The organism is Nonomuraea mangrovi (assembly GCF_042681425.1).
Taxonomy (GTDB): Bacteria; Actinomycetota; Actinomycetes; order Streptosporangiales; family Streptosporangiaceae; genus Nonomuraea; species Nonomuraea mangrovi.
Genome location: NZ_JBHUFV010000033.1, coordinates 72,666 through 93,838, shown reverse-complemented (window position 1 = coordinate 93,838; position 21,173 = coordinate 72,666). Strand labels below are relative to the sequence as shown.

Annotated in this window: 15 protein-coding genes; 8 read left to right on the top strand and 7 right to left on the bottom strand. The window is 70.6% G+C overall.

Features of this window, described 5'->3' with window-relative positions:
* Positions 1-171: 171 nt before the first annotated feature.
* Positions 172-1,302 carry a MalY/PatB family protein gene (locus ACFSKW_RS18935; protein ID WP_379573576.1) on the top strand — a complete coding sequence of 377 codons (1,131 nt, stop codon included), beginning with the start codon at positions 172-174 and terminating at the stop codon, positions 1,300-1,302.
* 556 nt (positions 1,303-1,858) lie between these two features.
* Here ACFSKW_RS18935 and ACFSKW_RS18930 read toward each other — a convergent pair.
* The 3 genes from ACFSKW_RS18930 to leuS form a co-directional block, all read right to left on the bottom strand.
* Positions 1,859-5,011, bottom strand: a complete 3,153-nt coding sequence (locus tag ACFSKW_RS18930) for a S41 family peptidase (RefSeq protein WP_379573575.1) — start codon at positions 5,009-5,011, stop codon at positions 1,859-1,861.
* Positions 5,012-5,085: 74 nt separating this feature from the next.
* Entirely contained in the window at positions 5,086-5,604 is a 519-nt protein-coding gene (locus ACFSKW_RS18925; RefSeq protein ID WP_379573574.1) for a DUF1697 domain-containing protein, read from the bottom strand.
* Between the two features lie 185 nt (positions 5,605-5,789).
* On the bottom strand, positions 5,790-8,240 hold the full coding sequence (gene leuS / locus ACFSKW_RS18920) for a leucine--tRNA ligase (protein ID WP_379573573.1): 2,451 nt from the start codon (positions 8,238-8,240) through the stop codon (positions 5,790-5,792).
* A 562-nt stretch (positions 8,241-8,802) separates the two neighbouring features.
* On the opposite strand from leuS, the gene ACFSKW_RS18915 reads away from it, so the two are divergent.
* On the top strand, positions 8,803-10,308 hold the full coding sequence (locus tag ACFSKW_RS18915; RefSeq protein WP_379573572.1) for a hypothetical protein: 1,506 nt from the start codon (positions 8,803-8,805) through the stop codon (positions 10,306-10,308).
* A gap of 24 nt (positions 10,309-10,332) precedes the next feature.
* Here the strand turns inward: ACFSKW_RS18915 and ACFSKW_RS18910 are convergent, their stop codons facing one another.
* On the bottom strand, positions 10,333-11,574 hold the full coding sequence (locus ACFSKW_RS18910; protein ID WP_379573571.1) for a cytochrome P450: 1,242 nt from the start codon (positions 11,572-11,574) through the stop codon (positions 10,333-10,335).
* 126 nt (positions 11,575-11,700) lie between these two features.
* Between ACFSKW_RS18910 and ACFSKW_RS18905 the strand changes: the two genes are divergently transcribed.
* Positions 11,701-12,897, top strand: a complete 1,197-nt coding sequence (locus ACFSKW_RS18905; protein WP_379573570.1) for a beta-ketoacyl-[acyl-carrier-protein] synthase family protein — start codon at positions 11,701-11,703, stop codon at positions 12,895-12,897.
* Between the two features lie 204 nt (positions 12,898-13,101).
* Positions 13,102-14,166 carry a TRM11 family SAM-dependent methyltransferase gene (locus ACFSKW_RS18900; protein WP_379573569.1) on the top strand — a complete coding sequence of 355 codons (1,065 nt, stop codon included), beginning with the start codon at positions 13,102-13,104 and terminating at the stop codon, positions 14,164-14,166.
* Here the strand turns inward: ACFSKW_RS18900 and ACFSKW_RS18895 are convergent.
* From ACFSKW_RS18895 to ACFSKW_RS18885, 3 genes are all read right to left on the bottom strand, one after another.
* Positions 14,132-14,962 (bottom strand): alpha/beta fold hydrolase, encoded by an 831-nt coding sequence (locus ACFSKW_RS18895; RefSeq protein ID WP_379573568.1) that lies wholly within the window; start codon positions 14,960-14,962, stop codon positions 14,132-14,134. The two genes, ACFSKW_RS18900 and ACFSKW_RS18895, sit on opposite strands and share 35 nt — an antisense overlap.
* A 32-nt stretch (positions 14,963-14,994) precedes the next feature.
* On the bottom strand, positions 14,995-16,224 hold the full coding sequence (locus ACFSKW_RS18890; protein WP_379573567.1) for a cytochrome P450: 1,230 nt from the start codon (positions 16,222-16,224) through the stop codon (positions 14,995-14,997).
* A 66-nt stretch (positions 16,225-16,290) separates the two neighbouring features.
* The gene (locus tag ACFSKW_RS18885) at positions 16,291-17,835 is read right to left on the bottom strand and encodes a GMC family oxidoreductase (protein WP_379573566.1); all 1,545 of its coding nucleotides are present in this window, start codon (positions 17,833-17,835) and stop codon (positions 16,291-16,293) included.
* A 126-nt stretch (positions 17,836-17,961) separates the two neighbouring features.
* On the opposite strand from ACFSKW_RS18885, the gene ACFSKW_RS18880 reads away from it, so the two are divergent.
* The 4 genes from ACFSKW_RS18880 (at position 17,962) to ACFSKW_RS18865 (ending at position 21,154) form a co-directional block, all read left to right on the top strand.
* Positions 17,962-19,497 (top strand): long-chain-fatty-acid--CoA ligase, encoded by a 1,536-nt coding sequence (locus ACFSKW_RS18880; RefSeq protein WP_379573565.1) that lies wholly within the window; start codon positions 17,962-17,964, stop codon positions 19,495-19,497.
* Between the two features lie 104 nt (positions 19,498-19,601).
* The gene (locus tag ACFSKW_RS18875) at positions 19,602-20,039 is read left to right on the top strand and encodes a MarR family winged helix-turn-helix transcriptional regulator (RefSeq protein WP_379573564.1); all 438 of its coding nucleotides are present in this window, start codon (positions 19,602-19,604) and stop codon (positions 20,037-20,039) included.
* A gap of 71 nt (positions 20,040-20,110) precedes the next feature.
* Positions 20,111-20,569 (top strand): hypothetical protein, encoded by a 459-nt coding sequence (locus tag ACFSKW_RS18870; protein ID WP_379573563.1) that lies wholly within the window; start codon positions 20,111-20,113, stop codon positions 20,567-20,569.
* A gap of 24 nt (positions 20,570-20,593) precedes the next feature.
* Positions 20,594-21,154, top strand: a complete 561-nt coding sequence (locus ACFSKW_RS18865; RefSeq protein ID WP_379573562.1) for a hypothetical protein — start codon at positions 20,594-20,596, stop codon at positions 21,152-21,154.
* Positions 21,155-21,173 lie beyond the last annotated feature (19 nt).

Here is a 21,173-nt window from a genome sequence, read left to right as displayed (position 1 = left end):
CCAGTGCCGCATCAGGCAACGTCCGACCTTACTGTGAGGTGACACAGCCGAACCGGCATGGTGGGCCATGCCGCAGAACGTGTTCCGGTACCGAGCTCTCGGCCACCACGGCGGTTCGCCCGTCGACTCCTCCCAGCGGGCAGATCAGCTCGCAATCCGTATCCATCGGGCATGTCGCACATTCTGGGTGACACTGATCGGGTGGACGATACCTTCCCCCGGCCCACCAAAGACGGCCTGAAATGGGCGAACGCGGGTCCTGACGTCATCGCCTGCTGGATCGCCGACATGGACTTCCCCACCGCGCCCGCGATCGTCGAGGCACTCCAGCGACGCGCCCGCGGCGACCTGGGCTATCCCGCCTGGGCGGCCGACCCGCAGGCGGGCCCGCTGGCCGAGGCGTTCACCGAACGCATGCTCGTCCGGTACGGCTGGGCCGCCGACCCGTCAGCCGTCCGCGCCTTCTCCGACCTCAACCAGGCGCTCCAGGTCGTGCTCCACATCGCCACAGATCCTGGTGACACGGTCGCGATGCACGCCCCGGCCTACCCTCCGTTCCTCGGCACACTCGAGGAGATGGGCCGCGTGCTGCGCACCGACCTGTCGGACCTGGCTGATTGCCGCGCGCTCGTCCTGGTCAACCCGCACAACCCGACGGGCAGGGTCTTCACGAGATCCGAGCTGGCCGCCTTGGCCGAGCAGGTCGAACGGCACGACCTGCTAGTCGTCTCCGACGAGGTCCACGCCGACCTGGTCTATTCCCCCGCCGAACACATCCCGTTCGCCTCGATCCTGCCCGAACGCACGATCACCCTCACGTCCGCGACCAAAGCCTTCAACCTCGGCGGCGTCCGCTGCGCGCTGGCCCACCTCGGCCCGCCGCGGATCCGCGAGACACTCCGCTCCCATCCCTCCTTCCTGTACGGCGGCGCGAACGTGTTCGGCGTCGAGGCCACGGTGGCCGCGTGGAAGCACGCCGACGGGTGGCTGAGCGACACCATGACCGTCCTGGACCGCAACCGGCAGCTGATCGCCTCACGGGTGCCCGGGTACGTGGCGCCCGACGCGACGTATCTGGCGTGGCTGGACGTGGGCCGTCCGGGGATGGCCGAGGTGCTCGAGCGAGAGGCGCGCATCCTGGTGAGCGACGGCGCCACCTTCGGGCCCGGTGGGGAGAGGTTCGTCAGGGTCAACTTCGCGACCTCGGCCGAGATCCTCACCGAGGTCCTGGACCGCCTGACTCGCGTGTGCGCGATCCCGGCGGCGACGTCACCTCGGCCCGAACCGCTCACCGGCCGCTGACGACCCCTGCGCACGGCGGGGGGCCTGCGCCCAGGTCGGCCTGACGCTGTCAACGAGACCGCCCCATCCCAACCTGAAACGGCAGGACGGCCTCCGCTCAGGTCGGCCTGACGCTGTCAACGACACTGCCCCATCCCCGCTGGAAGGGGCGGGGCTGCCAGGTCGCCCCCGGAAACGTTCGGTTGGACTTCCCCGCCCAGCCGGGAAGGCAGGCGGGCTCGACCGCGCCGGCACAGCGCGGGTGCGCACCAAGCACCAACGCGGATGCGCAGAGGCACCTGCCCCCGATGTTCGCCGAGGCCTCCACAGGACGACACTGCCGGCGGCAGGCCGTTCCGGTCTGCACAGGCGCGGACGGACGTGGCACCAGGTGTGGGCCTTCCCCGGGTCCTTCGCCCGTGACCGCCTCTCGTGACCCCGACGGTGTGCGGGGCACGAGAGGCGGGCGGGTGGCCGGTGCACAGTGGAGCTAGCGCACCGTAGAGCGGGCGCACCGTAGAGCGAGTGGCCCGTAGAGCTAGTGCACGGTGGAGCTGTGCACAGCGGGGCAGTGCCGCTAGTGGGCGGCGGGGGGAAGGTCGGGCGGGGTGGCGGCGGGGTGGTCGTTGAGGGCCTCCAGCGCCAGTTCCACCGCCTTCTCCAGTTGCGGGTCGCGGCCGGCCACGCGGTCCTGGGGTGTGATCACGACCTCGATGTCAGGGTCGACGCCGTAGTTCTCCACCGTCCATCCCTCGCCGTCGAGCCAGAACGAGTACCGGGGCTGGGTGACGATCGTGCCGTCGACCAGCTGGTACCGGCCGTCGATCCCGATCACTCCGCCCCACGTGCGGGTGCCGACGAGCGGCCCGATGCGGCGGTTCTTGATGCCGGCGCTGACGATGTCACCGTCGGAGCCGGCGAACTCGTCCGTGACGGCGACGATCGGGCCGCGCGGGGAGTCCTCGGGGTAGCGCATCGGCTCGTAGCCTCGCGAGATCGCCCACCCTGACACTCTGCGGGAGAGCTTCTCGAGCACCAGCTCGGAGGTGTGCCCGCCGCTGTTGCCGCGCACGTCCACGATCAGCCCTTCCTGCGGCATCTCGGTGCGCAGGTCGCGGTGGAACTGGGCCCAGCCGCTGGCCACCATGTCGGGCACGTGCAGGTATCCGAGCCGGCCACCGGAGGCCTGCCTGACGTAGCCGCGGCGGCTCTCCACCCAGTCGTGGTAGCGGACCGCGGTCTCGTCGGACAGCGGTGTCACGACCACGCGTCTGGTGTCGCCGCCCGCGGCCGGCCTGATCGTCAGCTCGACGGGCTGTTCCGCCGTACCGGCGAGGAGGGCTTGGGGGCCGCGGACCGGGTCGACGGGCCGGCCGCCGACGCCGACGATCGCGTCGCCCTCGCGGACGGCGACGCCTGGGGCGAGCAGCGGGGAGCGGGCGGCGTGGTCGGATGACTCGCCGGGCAGGATCTTGGCGACCACCCACGAGCCGTCCTGGAGCGCGAGGTCGGCGCCCAGGAGCCCCTGACGCCGCTTGGGGTCGACGGCGGCGCCGTTGGGGCGGGCGTAGGCGTGGGAGGTGGCCAGCTCGCCCTGTACCTCCCACAGTAGGTCGATGAGCTCGGAGTAGGCGCCGATCCGTTCGACCAGCGGCGCGTAGCGGGCCAGGGTGCCGGCCCAGTCGACGCCGTTCATGTCCTCGCGCCAGTAGTGGTCGCGCATGAGGCGTCCCGCCTCGTGGTAGGACTGCCGCCATTCGGCGACGGGGTCGACGGTGACGGTGATCCGGTCGAGGTCGATGGTGATGACCTCGTCGCCCTCGTTCGCCGAGCGGGTCTGCAGGCCGTTCTTGCCGTTGGTGACCAGGCGGGCGCCGTCGCCGCTGACCTCGAAGGCGCGTACCTCCTTGCCGAGTTCGGACTTCGCGCGCTTCTTGAGGTCGTAGCGTTCGAGGACGACCTCCTCGCGGTCGCTTCCGTCGCCGAGTTCGCCGGCCAGGGGGTGGCGCAGCCACAGGAGGGCGTCCTTGGCGGTGCGCAGGTTGGTGTAGCGCCCGGCGGGGACGGGGACGGCCACGACGCGGGCGGGCAGCCCTTCGGCGTCGACCTCGGTGGCGGGCTTGGCGTCCTTCTTGCCCTTGCCGTCGTCGGTGGAGTCGCCGGACTCGGCGCCGTTGAAGCTGCGGCCTTCGAGCGAGGGCGCGAACGGCGAGGGCGTGGTCGCCTGCAGCGGCACCAGGTACGGCTTGGCACCCGCGGGGAACGACAGGTCGAACACGTGCGCGTCGTAGACGGGGTCGAATGTCCTGATCGACAGGAACGCCAGGTGCTTGCCGTCCTTGGTGAACACGGGCGCGTAGTCGCTGAAGCGCTGTGAGGTCACCTCGATGGTGGAGGTGCCGTCGACGCGGCCCATCTTGATCTGGCGCAGCGGCTCGTGGTGCGGGTGCGACCAGGCGAGCCAGGCGGAGTCGGGCGAGAACGTGAGCCCGTTGATGTCGCCGTTGGCGGTCCTGTCGAGCTCTCTGATCGAGCCGGTCGCGACGTCGACGACGAGCAGGCGCCCGTCGTGGGTGGCCAGCGCGACGTGCTTGCCGTCGGGCGCGGCGGCCAGGTCGAGGACCCGTCCGATCTCGCCGGAGGCCAGCGTGCGGATCTCGCCGCCGGCGCGGCCGATCTCGAGCGCGTCTTCGCCTGTCGCGTCGCTGACCCAGACGGCCAGGCCGTCGTCGCCGAGGACGCGCGGCAGTCGTACCCTGACGCCCGGCTCGGCGCGCAGCACGCCCGAGGGGCCGTCGCGGTGGGTCACCCAGTGGGCGCTGCCGCGGATCTCGACGGTGCTCGCCCTGCCGCCGGCGTCGGGCGCGAAGTCGCCGATCCTGCTCGGCGCGGGGCGTCGTGCGCGCGCGGGGCGGGGGCCGCCCAGCCTGAGGTCCAGCCGGTACGGCTCGCCGTCGAGCGAGTCGAGCACCCATAGGTCGCCCGCGTGGCTGTAGATCACCCTGGTGCCGTCGGTGGCGGCGTGCCGGGCGTAGAACTCCTCGTGCCGGGTGTGCCTGCGCAGGTCGGTGCCGTCGGGCAGGGCGGAGTAGAGGTTGCCGACGCCTTCGTGGTCGGCCAGGAAGGCGATCCTGTCGCCGATCCACATGGCCGACCAGTACTGCGCGATGCTGTCGGCGAACAGCCTGGTGAACTCGCCCGATCCCGCTGCGTCGATCCAGATCTTGGCGGCGGTGCCGCCCCTGTAGCGCTTCCACTGCGAGGGCTCGCGCCAGACCGGCGAGACGGTCACCACGCCGCCGTCGGCGTTCGCTTCGGCCTCGCTCACCCATCCATACGGCAGGCGCTCGGCCTGGCCGCCGTCCAGCGGTACGGCGTAGGCCCAGGTCCTGTCGCGCGAGGCCTGACCCGTCGCGCTGATCGCCAGGACCCGGCCGTCAGGCGTCCAGCCGCGTACGCCGGTCGTCGCGCTGCCCCAGTGGGTCAGTCGTTCGCCTTCGGGCCCGTCGATCTCGGCGGCGAACGCTTCGGGCGCGCCCTCACGGGTGCTGGTCCACGCCAGCCGGGTGCCGTCGGGCGAGAAGCGGGGGTATGAGGCGGGAGTGCGCTCGGCGGTGAACCGCCAGGCCCTTCCTCCGTCGAGAGGGGCGAGCCAGACGTCGTCGTCGGCCACGAACGTGATCAGGTCTCCGTACAGATGCGGATACCTTAGGTAAGCGCCAATTGTCACAGATGCACACTAATGCGCGCTCCGCCGGCAGCCGAAGATTTTCTGTGCCGGAACGCAGGGCAAGGCGCCGCCGCTCAGGAAGCCGTGACCAGTTCCAGCAGCTTCGTGACGGTGTTCCAGTTGCGCATCGTACCGGCGTTCTTCGCCCCCTTCTCCAGCAGCGCGGGCAACCTGGGCCTGGCCAGACCATCGGGGAAGTCGATGTACAGCTCCCGCTCGCCCATGCGCATCACCTCAGGCGCGTAGCGGGCCGGGTCGATGGCTTCCAGTTCCTCGCGGTCGGGCGGCTCGGACAGGAACACCACCGCGAACTTGGCCGGCTCCCGCACCTCCAGCGGATTGCCGTCGACCACGGCCCGCAACTCGTCGGCCGTGCGCACCATCACCGCGACGGGCAGGGCGAGCCCGTCGCGGATCGCCTTCTCGATCTTCTCCCTGGGCTGCGGCTCGGCGCTGAAGACCGCGTTGCCGCTGCGCAGGTGGGTGCGGACGTCGCTGTAGCCGAGGCCCTCCAGCATCGCGCGCAGGGCGGCCATGTCGACCTGGGTGGCGGGATTGACGTTGATGCCGCGCAGGAAGGCCACATATCGCATGCCTCGCACGCTACGCCGCCTACCTGCCATCGGCTGTCAGGTACAGGCAGATTCAGCGGGCGACGTGACGGCGAGCGGCGAAGTCCCGCCGGAGGACGCGTGAAAGACGGACGGCCACCGGGTGACCCCGGTGGCCGTGAGCCCGCGTGCCGTACGAGCGGCTCGCAAGAACCGCGCGGAAGGCGCTACGGGACGATGTTGACCAGCTTCGGCGCGCGGACGATCACCTTGCGCGGCTCGCCTGGCACCAGCGCCCGCACCTTCTCCGAGGCCAGCGCCAGCTCCAGCAGGTCGCCCTCGGAGATGTCGGGCGAGACCTCCAGCCGGTCGCGGACCTTGCCCGCCACCTGCACGACGCACGTCACCGAGTCCTGAACCAGCAGCGCGGGCTCGGCGACGGGCCAGCCCGCGTGGAACACCGAGCCGCTGCGGCCCATGCGCTCCCAGCCCTCCTCGGAGGTGTACGGCGCGGCGAGCGACAGCATGACCGCCAGCGCCTGCGCTCCTTCACGGACCGCGGGATCGGCGGCGCCGGGACCCGAGTCGATCGCCTTGCGGATGGCCGAGGTCAGCTCCATCATCCTGGCCACCGCCACGTTGAAGCGGTGGGACTCGACCAGCTTGGTGACCTCGTCGACCGTCCTGTGCGTGAACTTGCGCAGCTCCAGGTCGCCGTCCTCGAAGGAGACGCCCGGCCCGCTCGTCACCTCGGCGAAGACGCGGAAGGCCCTGGCCAGGAACTTCTGTGAGGCGGCGGGCGAGACGTCGGCCCAGTCGATGTCGTCCTCGGGCGGACCGGCGAACACCATCGTCAGCCGGACCGCGTCGACGCCGAACGCGTCGATCTGCTGGCCCAGGTCGACGCCGTTGCCCAGGGACTTCGACATCGCCTTGCCCTGGTTGATGACCTGCCCCTGGTTCAGCAGGCGGGTGAAGGGCTCGGTGAAGCCGACCATGCCCATGTCGTACAGGACCTTGGTGAAGAACCTGGAGTACAGCAGGTGCAGCACCGCGTGCTCGACGCCGCCGACGTACTGGTCGATCGGGCCCCACTCGCGGACCTTCTCGACGTCGAACGGGCCGTCCTCGTAGGTCGGGTCGGTGTAGCGCAGGTAGTACCAGGAGCTGTCGACGAACGTGTCCATCGTGTCGGTGTCACGCTGGGCGGCGCCGCCGCACTTGGGGCACTCGACGTTGACCCACTCGGTCGCGCCGGCCAGCGGGGAGATGCCCTTCGGCGCCAGCGCCTCGCCGCGCACGTCAGGCAGCGTGACGGGCAGCTGGTCGTCGGGGACGGGGACCTCGCCACAGTCGGGACAGTGGATGATCGGGATCGGGGTGCCCCAGAACCGCTGGCGCGACAGCAGCCAGTCGCGCAGGCGGAAGTTGACCGTCGCGGTGCCGGTGCCGCGCTCCTCCAGCACCTCGATGATCTTGGCGATCGCCTCCGTCTTGCTCAGGCCGTCCAGCGTGCCCGAGTTGACCAGCTCGCCCTCACCCGGGGTCGCGATGCCGGTCTCGCCCGGGTCGGCCAGTCCGGTGTGGACGACGACCTTGACCGGCAGGTTGAAGGTGCGGGCGAAGTCCAGGTCGCGCTGGTCGTGCGCGGGCACGGCCATGATGGCGCCGTGGCCGTAGTCGGACAGCACGTAGTCGGCCGCCCAGACGGGGATGCGCTCGCCGTTGACCGGGTTGATCGCGTAGCGGCCCAGGAAGACGCCCGTCTTCTCCTTCTCGGTGGACAGCCGCTCGATGTCGCTCAGCTTGGCGACCTCGGACCTGTAGGCCTCGAAGGCCTCCCTGTGCTCGTCGTCGCAGATCTCGTCGGCCAGCGCCGAGTCGACGGCGGCGACGAAGAACGTCGCGCCGTACAGGGTGTCGGGGCGGGTGGTGTAGACGGTGACGGGCTCGTCGCGGCCCTCGATCTCGAACTGCACGTCCGCGCCCGTGGAGCGGCCGATCCAGTTGTTCTGCATGGCCAGGACGCGGTCGGGCCAGCCGCCCTGCAGCTGCTCCATGTCGTCCAGCAGCCGCTGCGCGTAGTCAGTGATCTTGAAGTACCACTGCGTCAGCTCGCGGCGGACCACCTCGGCGCCGCAGCGCTCGCACCTGCCGGCGACGACCTGCTCGTTGGCCAGCACGGTCTGGTCGTTGGGGCACCAGTTGACCAGGCCGCCCTTGCGGTAGGCCAGGCCGCGCTCGAAGAAGCGGATGAACAGCCACTGCGTCCACTTGTAGTACTCGGCGTCGCTGGTGTGCAGCCGCCGCGACCAGTCGAAGGAGATCGCGTAACGCTTGAAGGAGGCCGCCTGGGTCTCGATGTTGGCGTAGGTCCACTCGGCGGGGTGGGCGTTGCGCTTGATCGCGGCGTTCTCGGCGGGCAGGCCGAAGGAGTCCCAGCCGATGGGGTGCAGGACGTTGTAGCCCTTCTGGAACCAGTAGCGCGCCACCACGTCGCCCAGGCCGAAGGCCTCCGCGTGGCCCATGTGGAGGTCGCCTGAGGGGTACGGGAACATGTCCAGCAGGTAGCGCCTCTCCCGGGTGTCGGCGGCGTCCTCGCTCGCCCGGAAGGGGTCCTGTTCCTCCCATCGCTGCTGCCACTTGGCCTGCAGCGCCTGCGGATCGTACTCACTCACGGCGATTTTCCTTCGGTTTGATTTGACCCATAAGAAAACCCCTCGTTCCCGCAACGAGGGGTTGCCGCGACGGCAGGAGTTCAGCTCGACGGCCGTCGCGGCCCGCTAAGGAGCTGGGTCGCGGAACGCATACGTCAAGACTAGCGCAGCCCGCAACCCCTCGTCTTCCATGAAAGCCATGCCAGGGCCGGGATCCCCGGGCACAATGGACGTTTCTGCCACTGCCCGACCTGTTGGTGATGTATGGAGCGTTTCCCAGCCGCGCCGGCTTCGGTCCCCGCCCTCCCCACCCGACGACCTACGCCCCATGTGCCCTTTTATGTCCCTTTAGATTACTCTCGTCACCGTGGCGCGCCCAGCTGAGCCCGGATGGGACCCCGACGACCTGCCCATGCAGGACCCGCCGACCGATCCCACTGGCTTCTCACGTTTTGCTGCGGAACCACCGGCTTTGCATGAGATCATGCCGGGTGCGTCCAATCCGGACATAACCTCGGGAGGTACGGCAGCAATGGCAACGGAGAATTCCGGAGCGTCACCCTTGCCGCCGTCCTGGCCTGACGTGCCGACGTCGTGGCCCCAAACCTCGCGCGAGGAGCCCGTTCCCACCTCCTGGCCGGAGTCAGGGCGCATCGAGCCCGCCTCGGGCTCCTGGCCCGAGGCCCCTCGCGCCGGCGGCTCGTCGCCCGCGTGGCCCGAACAACCGCCGACTCGTGAGCCGCTGCCCGCCTGGTCCAACCTGTCGGCTCCCGCGCCGTGGCCGCCGAGGGACTCCCCCGCGCCGCCGCCGGGGACCGGCCCACTCGGCATCGACCCGGCCGACCCGCTCGGAGCGGGGACCAACCCCTCCCACCCCCGCCTCGACCCGCTCCCGCCCCACCATCAGGCGGGTGACCCCCACGCCGCCCGCTCGCAGGCCCATCCGCAGGCCGCCTATCCGCAGGCGGGCCCCCCGCCCGCCGGCGCTCCGCCCGTGGCGGGCGGCCAGGCGGGGCTCGCGCCACAGCACCCGGGCCAGCAGCCCATCCAGCAGCCCGGCATGCCGCCCGTCCAGGGGCAGCCCCAGCACGGGCCCGCCGACCCCCGCGCCATGCGGGACGGCCACGCGGCCGGACCCGGCGCACACGCTCCCGACGCCCTGCCGCAGGGCGCGCCAGGCGAGCCGCGTCCGGGCGCCAACCTGAGCCGCGACCCCTCCGATCCGGACAACCGCTTCGTCACCGCCGGGCAGATCAGCGGTTCCCGCACTCCTCCGCCCGAGCGCCAGCAGGAGCTCTGGGACACCGTCTTCGGCGACAACTACGAGGCCATGGGCGAGGACGAGGCCGACGAGGGCTCGGGCAAGCCCGTCTGGATCTACGCCCTGGCGGGCTCGGTCGCGATCGCGCTGGTCGCCGCCCTCCTGTGGGCCTTCATCGCCGGGCCGCTGGCCTCCGAAACGTCGGCCGCCCCCTCCGCCGAGCCGTCCGCGTCCGCGTCCGTCAACAAGAAGCCGCCGACCAAGAAGCCGTCCGTCGGCCGCCTGCCCAGGTTCCAGGGCGAGGCGTCCCCCGTCACGGGTGTGACCGCCGACCCCTCCGCCGGCATCTCCGTGCCGCGCCTCGGCGGCACCTGGAAGCCGGACCTGCGCAGCACCATGAAGTCCACGTTCGGCTACAGCACCCGCCAGTTCGCCCCCGCCGGCACCGACACGGCGGGCAAGCAGGTCGTCGCCCAGGTGATGACCGGCCCTCTGCCCGCCAAGCTGGCGGCCACCTACACCTCGCCGGAGAACCTCGAGCCGGTGATCAAGGCTGTGGTGGTGTCGGCCCGCAAGCTGTACTTCTCCACCCCGAACGCCGCCAGGAAGACCGCCACCCAGGCGCTGAAGATCGGCGGCCTGCCCGGGCAGCTCAACGCCTACGAGATCACGGTCGACGGGGTGAAGACGACCGTGGTCGCGGCCGCGGTCAGCACGGGCGCGGACGTGCCCGCGATCGTCTACATGTCGGTGCCGTCGGAACAGAAGGAACTGCTGCCCGACATCAACAGCGTGTTCAAGCAGATCAAGCTGACCGCCGCCTCCTGACCTCGCGCCCCCGTCCCGGCGGGGTCAGAACGTGCACTCCATGTGCTTGATGCCGTTGATGAAGGCCGAGTGCAGGCGGTCGGGCCTGCCGCCCTCGATGCCGGGCACCCTGTGCAGCAGTTCGCGGAACATCACCGTGATCTCCCTGCGGGCCAGGTGGGCGCCCAGGCAGAAGTGCGGGCCCGGACCGCCGTAGCCGACGTGGGGGTTGGGGCTGCGGGTGATGTCGAAGACGTCGGGGTCGGTGAAGACCTCGGCGTCCCTGTTGGCCGACCAGTAGAACAGGACGGCCTTCTCGCCGGCCCTGTAGAGGTGGCCGTTCATCTCGAAGTCGCGGGTGACCTTGCGGCGCATGAAGTTGACGGGCGAGGCCAGCCGTACGATCTCCTCCACGGTGCCGGGCAGGCGCATCTCCATGTCGGACAGCAGCAGGGCCCGCTGGGAGGGGTTCTTGGTGAGCAGACGCAGGCCGTAGGAGATGGCGTTGCGGGTGGTCTCGTTGCCGGCGACGACGAGCAGGATGAAGAAGGAGCCGAGTTCCTGCAGCGTGAGCCGCTCGCCGTCGAGGTTGGCGTTGACCAGCGAGGAGGTCAGGTCGGCCGTGGGGTGCTCGGCGCGGTAGGCGGCCAGGTCCTGCACGAGCTGCTGGAGCTCGAAACCCGCGTTGAGCAGGCGGGTGGCGATGTCGCTGACGTCCGAGCCGGTGTATTCGGGGTCGAAGCCGCCGAGGATGAAGTTCGAGCGGTCGAAGACGAACTGGTAGTCCTTCTCCGGGATGCCCATCATGTCGCAGATGATCTTCAGTGGCAGCCTGGCGGCCACCTCGGTGACGAAGTCGCAGCCGGGCCCCTTGGCCAGCAGGTCGTCGACGATGCGGGCGGCCGCGGACTCCACGTCCGCCTCGAACTGCTTGATCATCTTGGGGGTGAAGGCCCGCGAGACGATCCGGCGCAGCCTGGCGTGCCGGGGGTCGTCCATGTTGATCATCGAGCCGAAGTACTCGGTGAACTCGGCGGGCATGTCGGGGATGTTGGTCGCGCCGCCGTCGCCCGAGCAGAAGACCGAGGGGTTGCGGCTGGCCTCGAGGATGTCGGCGTGCCGTACCAGCGCGTGGTAGCCCGGCCCCTTCGGGGCGAAGGACACCTCCATCTCCTCGAAGAAGACGGGCTCGTCGAGCGCGCGCAGCCGGGCGAACGCCGCCTCGCGCTCGGCCATGGGCAACGCCCAGAAAGCCTGGTCCGACAGGTCGAAGTCCACGAGCGTCATGGGCTCCATAGTTGGCGAAAGTGACCACTTACGTCAAGATTGTGTGCGGGTCCGACAACATCTGGCTCCGACGTTCGTCGGTTGCGGCATCCACACCGGCGATCTTCGCGCTGCAGCGTGGAACACATGAGATCTGACGTGGTGATCACCGGGCTCGGCGCGACCACCCCGCTCGGCGGGAACGTGACGACGACGTGGGAGGGGCTACTGGCCGGCCGTTCAGGTGTCCGGACGACGGAGTGGGACCTGCCCGCGCGGATCGCGGCGCTGCTGGCCGACGATCCCGCCGAGGTGCTCGGCAGACCGCTGGCCCGCCGCCTCGACCGGTGCGAGCAGGTCGCGCTCGTCGCGGCCCGGGAGGCGTGGGCCGACGCGGGCAGCCCCCAGGTCGATCCGGTACGGCTGGCCGTCGTCATCGGCACGGGCACCGGCGGCGCGCTGACCATGCTCGGCCAGGACGACATCCTGGAGAAGGAGGGTGTGCGCAGGGTCTCGCCGCACACGGTGCCCATGCTCATGGCCAACGGCCCCGCCGCCTGGGTGAGCATCGAGCTCGGCGCGCGCGGCGGCGCCCACGCCCCTGTGAGCGCGTGCGCGTCCGGCTCCGAGGCGATCGCGATGGGCCTCGACCTGATCAGGCTCGGCAGGGCGGACGTGGTGGTCGCCGGCGGCGCGGAGGCGTGTGTCCACCCGCTGACGCTGGCCGGGTTCGCCCAGGCCAGGACGCTGTCGAAGCGCAACGACGAGCCCGAGCTGGCCTCCAGGCCGTTCGACGCCGGCAGGGACGGGTTCGTCCTCGGCGAGGGCGCGGGCCTGGTCGTGATGGAGCGGGCCGCGTTCGCCGCCGCACGCGGCGCCCGCGTGCTGGCGACGCTGGCGGGGGCGGCGATCACGTCGAACGCGGTCCACATCACCGCCTCCGACGTGGAAGGGCAGTCCCGGGCCATCACGGCGGCGCTGCGGGAGGCGGAGCTCGACCCCGTCGACGTGGGGCACGTCAGCGCGCACGCCACCTCCACCCCCGAGGGCGACCCCGTGGAGGCGGAGGCGATCGGCAGGGCCGTCGGCGGGCATCCCTCGGTGACCGCGATCAAGTCGATGCTCGGCCACCTGTGCGGGGGCGCGGGCGGCGTGGCCGCGGTCGCGGCGGTGCGCTCGATCGTGGAGGGCCTGGTGCCCCCCACCATCAACCTGGACACCCTTGACCCGAGGATCGAGCTCGACGTCGTAAGGGGATCGGCCGCGCCGCTCCCCCACGGCGCGGTCCTCGTCAACGCGTTCGGGTTCGGCGGGCACAACGCCAGCCTCGTGCTGGGAAGGTAGGCGGCCAGGCGTCCGTCCACGGGCGCTCCACGTAAATGTGTTGAACCCGCCTCTGCGCCCCCGCTAGGTTCTGCCGCGTGACGTTCTTCTTCCGACGTTGACGACCCGCCGGCGGGCCGTGGCCGCTTTTCGCGAGCACCAGCCCACCGCCGGTGATGCGGGACGGCATGCCGCCGCCCCGGGTCGCGACGTGGGAGAAGACAAGTGCATACGCTCCTGGTGGCCAGGACTGTCCGCGGCCTGGAGCCGCTGGTGGCCGAGGAGATCGGCGGTGCCGTCCGGCGACGGCATCGCGAGGTGTGGTTCAGGCGCGCGGTTCCCGATCCCGGCGTGCTGGGGCTGCGAACGGCTGACGACGTGCTGCTGGCGGGCGCCGTGGCAGGACGGATCGGGCACACCAAGGCCGCCCTCGACGGCTTGCGCGCGGCGGCGCGCGGGGTCGACGCCGCCGCTCTGGTGGCGCTGAAGGCGGCGTTCGGCGGCTCGACGGAGGTGAAGGGCCTGGACGTGTCCGCCTCCTTCCTCGGCAGGCGCACGTTCACGCGCTACGACGTCGAGGACGCCGTGGGGGCCGAGCTGGCCGGGCGGCTCGGCGTGCCGTACCACTCGAGAAGGCATGGGCCGCCGCCGCCCTGCACGCTGTCCTGGCGGGTCAGCGTGCAGGACGACGAGGCGGTGATCGGCCTGAGGATCGCCGACCGGCCGCTGCATCGCAGGCCGTACAAGCTCGCCACGGTCCCCGGCACGCTGCATCCGCCGGTGGCGGCCGCGATGGCCAGGATGGCGGGGCTGGAGCGGGCGCGTACGGTGCTCGACCCGTGCTGCGGTGCGGGCACGACGCTCGTCGAGGCCCTCGCCTGCGTTCCTGGGCCCCGCTACCTCGGCGCCGATCTCAGCCCCGCGGCGGTGCGAGTCGCCGCGGGCAACGCCGGGCAGGCAGGGAACGCGGTGGACGCGCGCGGGATCGGGTGGCTGGTGGCCGACGCGGGCCGCGTCCCGCTGCCCGCTGGCAGCGTCGACGTCGTGCTGGTCAATCCGCCGTGGGACCGCCAGGTGGCCATGGCGGGGTTGCCGGCCGCCGACGGCGACAGGCTGTGGCGAGAGGTGCGGCGGGTGCTGGCGCCGCGGGGCAGGGTGGTCGCCCTGCTGCCCGACGACGTCGAGCCTGCGGGGTTCGCGGTGGACAGGGCGGTCCGGCTGAGCCTCATGGGCAGGCACCCGGTGATCGCGGTGCTCAGCCCTCCAGCCAGGAGAGGATCAGGTCGTTGACCTCGCGGGGGCGTTCCAGGTGCAGGAAGTGGCCCGCCCCCGCGATCCTTTCCACCCTGGAGCCCTCGGGCAGGTGAGCCGGCGCGTCCTTGACCAGGTGCTCGCCGAGGCAGCCGTCCTGCGCGCCGTGCAGGTAGAGGACGGGCCTGTCGGGAGCGGGAGGGGCGGGGTGGCGGCCCGAGGGCGGAGTGGTGCCGAGCATGGCGCGGTAGTAGCCGATGGCGGCGGCGAGGTTGGCGGGCGCGCCGATGCTCCGGCTGACGAACTCCAGGTCGCGGGTGGCGTCGTAGCCGGGTGACCAGTCGCGCCACAGCCCCTCGATGAAGCCAGGCGCGGCGGCGGCGCTCTCGGCCAGGCCCGTCTGAAAGAGGAAGACGTAGAAGGAGCGCTTGAGCTGCTCGTATTCGGTGAACCCGGTCAGCAACGCGCCGATCGGTGGCACGGCCATGGCCACCGACCTGCGGAAGCGGCCGGTCGTGCCGTACACGGGAACGGCTCCCCAGTCGTGGCCGATGATCACGGCCCGCTCGTCGCCGCCGAGCTCCTCGTGCAGGGCGTGGACGTCGGCGACGAGGGCCGCGGCCTCGTAGGCGCCGTCGGCGGGGATCTCGGTGGGCGCGTAGCCGCGCAGGAAGGGCGCGACCGCGCGATAGCCGCGCTCGGCCAGCTCCGGCATGAGGTGGCGCCAGGTGTGCGCGGTGTCGGGGAAGCCGTGCAGGCAGAGGGCGAGGGGGCCCTCGCCTAACGCCAGATACGCGAACTCCAGCCCGTTGGCATGGACAGTCCTGATCTCCATGGCGGCAAGTGTGCCACGCCCCTCCTGTCCCATCAGTGCGCGTACCGCAGGTGCTTGACGCCGTTGATGAAGTTGGAGAGCAGGAAGTCGGGCTCTCCCACGGTGTGGATGGCCGGCAGCCTGGTGAACAGTTCGCGGAACATGACGGTCATCTCCCTGCGCGCCAGGTGCGCGCCGAGACAGTAGTGCGGCCCCGGACCGCCGAAGCCGACGTGCGGGTTGGGGTCGCGGGTGATGTCGAAGGCGTCGGGGTCGGTGAAGACCGCCTCGTCCCTGTTGGCGGAGTTGTAGAAGAGCAGCACCTTGTCGCCCTTGTGGTACATCCCGTGGTCCTGGGTGACGGTCCTGCGGAACTGGATCACCGGGGTGGAGTAGCGCACGATCTCGTCGCACGCCTTGACGATCCGCCCGTCGAAGTCGGCCATGAGGTGCTCGCGCTGCTCGGGATGATCGGTGAACAGCTTGAGCCCGTAGGCGATCGCGTTGCGGGTGGTCTCGCTGCCCGCCACGACCAGCAGGATGAAGAACGAGCCCAGTTCCTGGGAGGTGAGCCGCTCCTCGCCGTTGACCAGCAGGCTGACGAGGTCGCCCGTGGGGCGCTTGCGCCGCTCGTCGCCGAGCGTGGCGGCCAGGCGGTTGAGCGAGTGGCCCGCGTGCAGGAGCTTGCCGAGGCCCTTGGCGACGTTCCAGCGGTTGAGGTCGGGACTGATGCCGGTGTACTCGGGGTCGGCGTTGCCGAGGATCACGTTGGTACGGCGCAGCACCATGTCATGAAATTTCGGGGGAATCCCCATCATGTCGCAGATGACGCGCACCGGGAGCCTGGCGGCGACCTGCTCGACGAAGTCGCCCGGACCCTCCTTGATCGCGGCGTCCACGATCTCGGCCGCCGCCACGGCCAGGTCGTCCTCCATCTTCGCCAGGATGCGCGGCGTGAAGGCCCTGGAGACGATCCTGCGCAGCCTGGCGTGCCGCGGGTCGTCCATATTGATCATCGAGCCGAAGTACACGGCCAGCCACCGCGGCATGTCGGGGATGCTGTTGGAGCAGGGCTCGCTGCTGAACACCCCGGCGTTGCGGCTGGCCTCGGTCACGTCGGCATGCCGTACCAGGGCGTAGTAGCCCTCGCCCGCGCCGATGAAGGGGACCACGTTCTCCTTGACGAACACCGGCCGGTCCAGCTCGCGCAGCCGCCTGAAGGCGTTCATCCGCTCGGCCTGTGGAAGTCCCCAGAACGGGATCTGCGACAGATCGATGTCCATGCCGCCATCGTTGACGCAAGTGTTCACTTACGTCAAGGGTCCACGCCGCCTCTGGAAGGGCCTTTGTCAGGCCGAGGCCAGCAGGTCCGCGGCCTTCTCGCCGATCATGACGGCGGGGGCGTGGGTGTGTCCGCGGTTGAGCGTCGGCATGATCGAGGCGTCGGCCACCCGCAGTCTCTCCACCCCACGCACTCGCAGCTCGGGGTCCACGACCGAGCCGGCGTCGGCGCCCATCCTGCAGGTGCCCACCGGGTGGTAGAGGGTCTCCGCGCGCTCGCGCACCCACTGCGCCAGCTCCTCCTCGCCGCCCTGCCCCGCGTAGGGCGCCATCGGCCCCGACACGTACGGCCTGAGCGCGCCGGTCTCGAAGATCCGCCTGGCCGTCCTCAATCCCGCCACCAGCCTGCGCAGATCGGCCTCATCCGTCAGGTAGCGGGGGTCGATGGCCGCGTCGCGGCCGCTCAGCCCCACCTTTCCCCTGCTCTGCGGCTGCAGCAGCACCGCGCCGATGGTCAGCCCGTGCTCGGTGGGCGCGACGAGCCCGTGCTCGAAGAAGAACCCGGGAGCGAAGACCAGCTCGATGTCGGGCGCGGGCTCCTCGGGCGAGGTCCTGACGAAGGCGACGGCCTCGCCCACGTTCGTGGTCAGCGGGCCGTTGCGCAGCACCAGGTAGCGCAGCAGGTTCCCGAGGCTCTCCGCCGCCTTGGTGAGGGTGATCGGCTGCGGGCAGCTCATGTAGACGGCCGAGGCGAGGTGGTCCTGCAGGTTCCTGCCGACCTCGGGCAGGTCGTGGACCACCGGCACGCCGGCCTCCTTCAGCTCGCCGGCCGCGCCGACGCCCGACAGCAGCAGCAGGTACGGGGAGCCGATCGCGCCTGCCGACAGCACGACCTCGCGCCTGGCGGTGATCCTGGCGCCGCCGTCGTGTTCGACGCCCACCGCCCTCCTGCCGTCGAAGACCACGCGCTCGACCCGCGCGCCGGTGACGACGGTCAGGTTGCGCCGCCTGAGCACGGGCTTCAGGTAGGCGTCGGCGGCACTGCACCTGCGCCCGCGGTTCTGGGTGACGGGGGTGGGGCTGCAGCCCTCGTTCGACGGCCCGTTGAGCTCGTCGAGCCTGGTCATGCCCAGCTCCTCGCAGCCCTTGAGGAAGGCTCGCGTGACGGGGCTGGGGCTGCGGAGTTCGGAGACGTGCACGGGTCCCGCCGCGCCGTACACGCCGCCGGTGTTGCTGCCGACGCGGCGCTCGGCCCTGTGGAAGTACGGCAGGACGTCGTCGTAGCCCCAGCCGGGCACGCCCCACTGGTCGTAGTCGCGCCGGTGGCCGCGCACCCACATCTGGGCGTTGAGCGAGGAGGATCCGCCGAGCACGCGGCCGCGCGGCCAGTAGAGCTCGCGCCCTGCCAGCTCGTCCTGCTTGGCGGTGGAGTAGTTCCAGTCGTAGTCGGTCTTGAAGAGCTTGGCGAAGGCGACGGGCATGCGGATCTCCAGCCTGTCGTCCGGTCCGCCCGCCTCGATGAGCGCCACCCTCACCGAGGGATCCCTGGTCAGCCTGTTGGCCAGCACGCAGCCCGCCGAGCCCGCGCCGACGATCACGTAGTCATACTCCACAGGACGTGCATACGTCACCTCGCCGGGCTCGTCCATATGCATCTGTAACCTTTGTTACCTACCGGTTGGTATGTAGTTGCTGCCAAGATGGCGCGCGTAGGAGTAAGCGAGGGAGGAAGGCCTGCCATGCTCAACCTGTCGATCGTCCTCGAGGACAGCGCCCGCACCGCGCCCGACGACACGGCCGTCGTCTTCGGCGATCTGCGCCTGCCGTACTCCATGGTGGATACGATCGCCAACCAGGTGGCGAACCTGCTGGTGGCGCGCGGCGTCGGCAAGGGCGACAAGGTCGCGCTCGCATGCCCGAACGTGCCCTACTTCCCCTTCGTCTACTTCGGCATCCTCAAGGCCGGCGCGACGGTCGTGCCGCTGAACGTGCTGCTGCAGTCCAGGGAGATCGCCTACCACCTCGACGACAGCGACGCCAAGGCGTTGTTCTGCTTCGAGGGCACCCCCGAACTGCCGCTCGGCGAGCGCGGTAAGGCGGGCTTCGAGGCCGCCGAGGGGTGCGAGCACTTCTTCGTGCTGCCTGCCACGCCGCTCGCCACCGAGTCCGAGTACGGCGAGTCGATCTGGGCGGCGCTGAACGGCATGCCGGGCGAGTTCCAGACCGTGCAGACCGCTCCCGAGGACACCGCGGTCATCCTCTACACCTCCGGCACGACGGGCCAGCCCAAGGGCGCCGAGCTCAGTCACCAGAACATGCTGATGAACGCCATGGTGAGCGACGAGATGTTCCCGCGCACGCCGGGCGGCGACATCTATCTGGCCGTGCTCCCGCTCTTCCACTCCTTCGGCCAGACCGTCGTGATGAACACCGGCTTCCGCCGCCGCGGCACGCTCGTGCTCATGCCGCGCTTCGACCCGGGTGACGCCCTGGGCCTGATCCTCAAGGAGAACGTGACGTTCTTCGCGGGCGTGCCCACGATGTTCTGGGGCCTGCTCACCAAGATCCACGCCGAGGGCGGCCAGGCACCCACCACGCTCAAGCTCGCCGTGGCCGGCGGCGCCTCCTCGCCCGTCGAGGTGCTGCGCGACTTCGAGCAGACCTTCGGCATCGGCATCCTCGAGGGGTACGGCCTGTCGGAGACCTCCCCCGTGGCCAGCTTCAACCAGCTCGGCAGGCCGACCAAGCCGGGCACCATCGGCACGCCCATCTGGGGCGTGGAGATGAGGCTGATCGACAGCGACTGGAAGACGATCGAGGGCGAGGGCCCCGGCGAGATCGCCATCCGCGGCCACAACATCATGAAGGGCTACTACAACAGGCCCGAGGCGACCGCCGAGGTCATGAACGACGGCTGGTTCCGCACCGGCGACATCGCCACCCGCGACGCCGACGGCTACTACGCCATCGTCGACAGGGCCAAGGACATGATCATTCGCGGCGGGTTCAACGTGTATCCGCGCGAGATCGAGGAGGTCCTGATGACCCATCCCGCGGTCTCGCTGGCCGCGGTCGTGGGGGTCCCGCACGACTCGCACGGCGAGGAGGTCAAGGCGTACATCATCCTGAACGCGGGCGCCTCGATCACCGCGGACGAGCTGGTGGCCTGGTGCAAGGAGAACATGGCCGCCTACAAGTACCCCCGCGTCGTCGAGTTCCGCGAGAACCTGCCGATGACCGCCACCGGCAAGATCCTCAAGCGCGAGCTGCGCTGACGCCACGCCGTCCGGCCACGGTCCCGCGAGCCTCCGGCACGCTCGGCGACATCGGGGGTGATATCTTCCCTAGTGCAATACTTGCACGAGATAAGGAACCCCCGATGGAACCGAGCGCGGTCTTCCGGCACTACCTCAGCGCGGTGGTCCTGCACAGCCTGGCCAGCGCCGAATCGGCGGGGCTCAACGCCACCGACCTCTACGCGCTCAACACGCTGGAGCTGTCGGGCCCGCTCACGTCGGGCGAGTTGGCCGCGCGCGCGGGGCTCACCACGGGCGCGACCACCAGGCTGATCGACCGGCTGGAGCAGAGCGGGTACGTCCGGCGGGTGGCGGATCCCACCGACCGGCGCAAGGTGATCGTCGAGGCCTCCGGCAGGCCCGCACGGCTCGACGAGGCGCTCAAGGGGGCCAGGCAGCGGCTGGCGGAGCTGCTCGGCGACTACACCGACGAGCAGCGAGCGACGCTGTTCGACTACTTCGACAAGGCCGCGAACGCCTTTCAGGAGGCCACCGACGAGCTCACCTCAGGCCGGGGGTAGGGCGCCCCCTACCCCCGACATGGGTGCGCGCAGGGCTGATCGGGGCATGCGCGCGCGTGAACACTGGGTGCATGGTCACCACACTCTCGGCACTCGAACCCGTCCCCGCTCCCGTCAGGGCCTCCGCCACCCTCTGGTTCGCCGCCGTCGGCGCGGGCGCCTTCGAGGCCGCCCTCGCCGTCGGGCAGGCGCTGTCCGCCGGCGCGCCCTTCTCCGATCTCGCCGGTGGCCTCGCGTTCCGGCTGGCGGTGTTCGCCGGCGCCGTCTTCCTGGCGGTGTGTCTGCGCCAGGGCCGCCCATGGGCCAGGGTCGCGCTGGCGCTCACGCTCGGCGTCTTCGGCACGCTGTCGCTGGTGATCGAGCCCATCCGGTGGCTGCTCGCGGGCAACTCCGTCGTCGAGTTCTACGCCTCGGCCGACGCGATGACGTACGTGTTCACCGCGAGTCGCATTCTGCACCTGGCGGCCGTTCTGGGAGCGATGGTGCTGATGTTTAGTTCTGCGGCGAACGCGTACTTCCGTGAAAGATGATGATGACCTGTATGGTTTGCGGTCATGCAGAATCGTCTGACCGGAATGCTGGTCGGTGCCGTTTTCGGTGCGGTATTCGTGATCGTCAACGCGCCCGGGCCCCTCGGCTCCGTGATCGCGACCGTCCTCCGCGTGGCCGCGGCCCTCGCCGCGGCGTATGCGATCTTCCTGTGGTTCAGCGCCGGTCGGCGCATCAGGTCGGGCGCGCAGCCTCCCCAGCCGCCCGCGGGGGGCACCATGTACGGCCGCGGCTACCTGCTGATCGTCGCCGCGGAGGCCGTCCTGCTGTTCGGCGGCCTGCAGGTGCTGCGCGTGATGGAGCGCCCCGCGGAGACCAACGTCGCGTGGATCGCCCTGATCGTGGGCCTCCACTTCGTCGCGCTGGCTCCGGTGTGGAAGGAGCCCAGCATCATGATTCCCGGCGTGGTCCTGACCGTCCTGGGGATCGTCGGCCTGGCCATGTCGTTCACCTCCGCCCTGGCATGGGTTCCGTTCGTCAGCGGCGTGCTGTCGGGCGTGACGCTCCTGTCGGGCAGCATCACCTACGCCAGAAGGGGACTGGCCGCGCTCTCCCCCACCCCGTGACGCGCGAGGACCGCGTCGC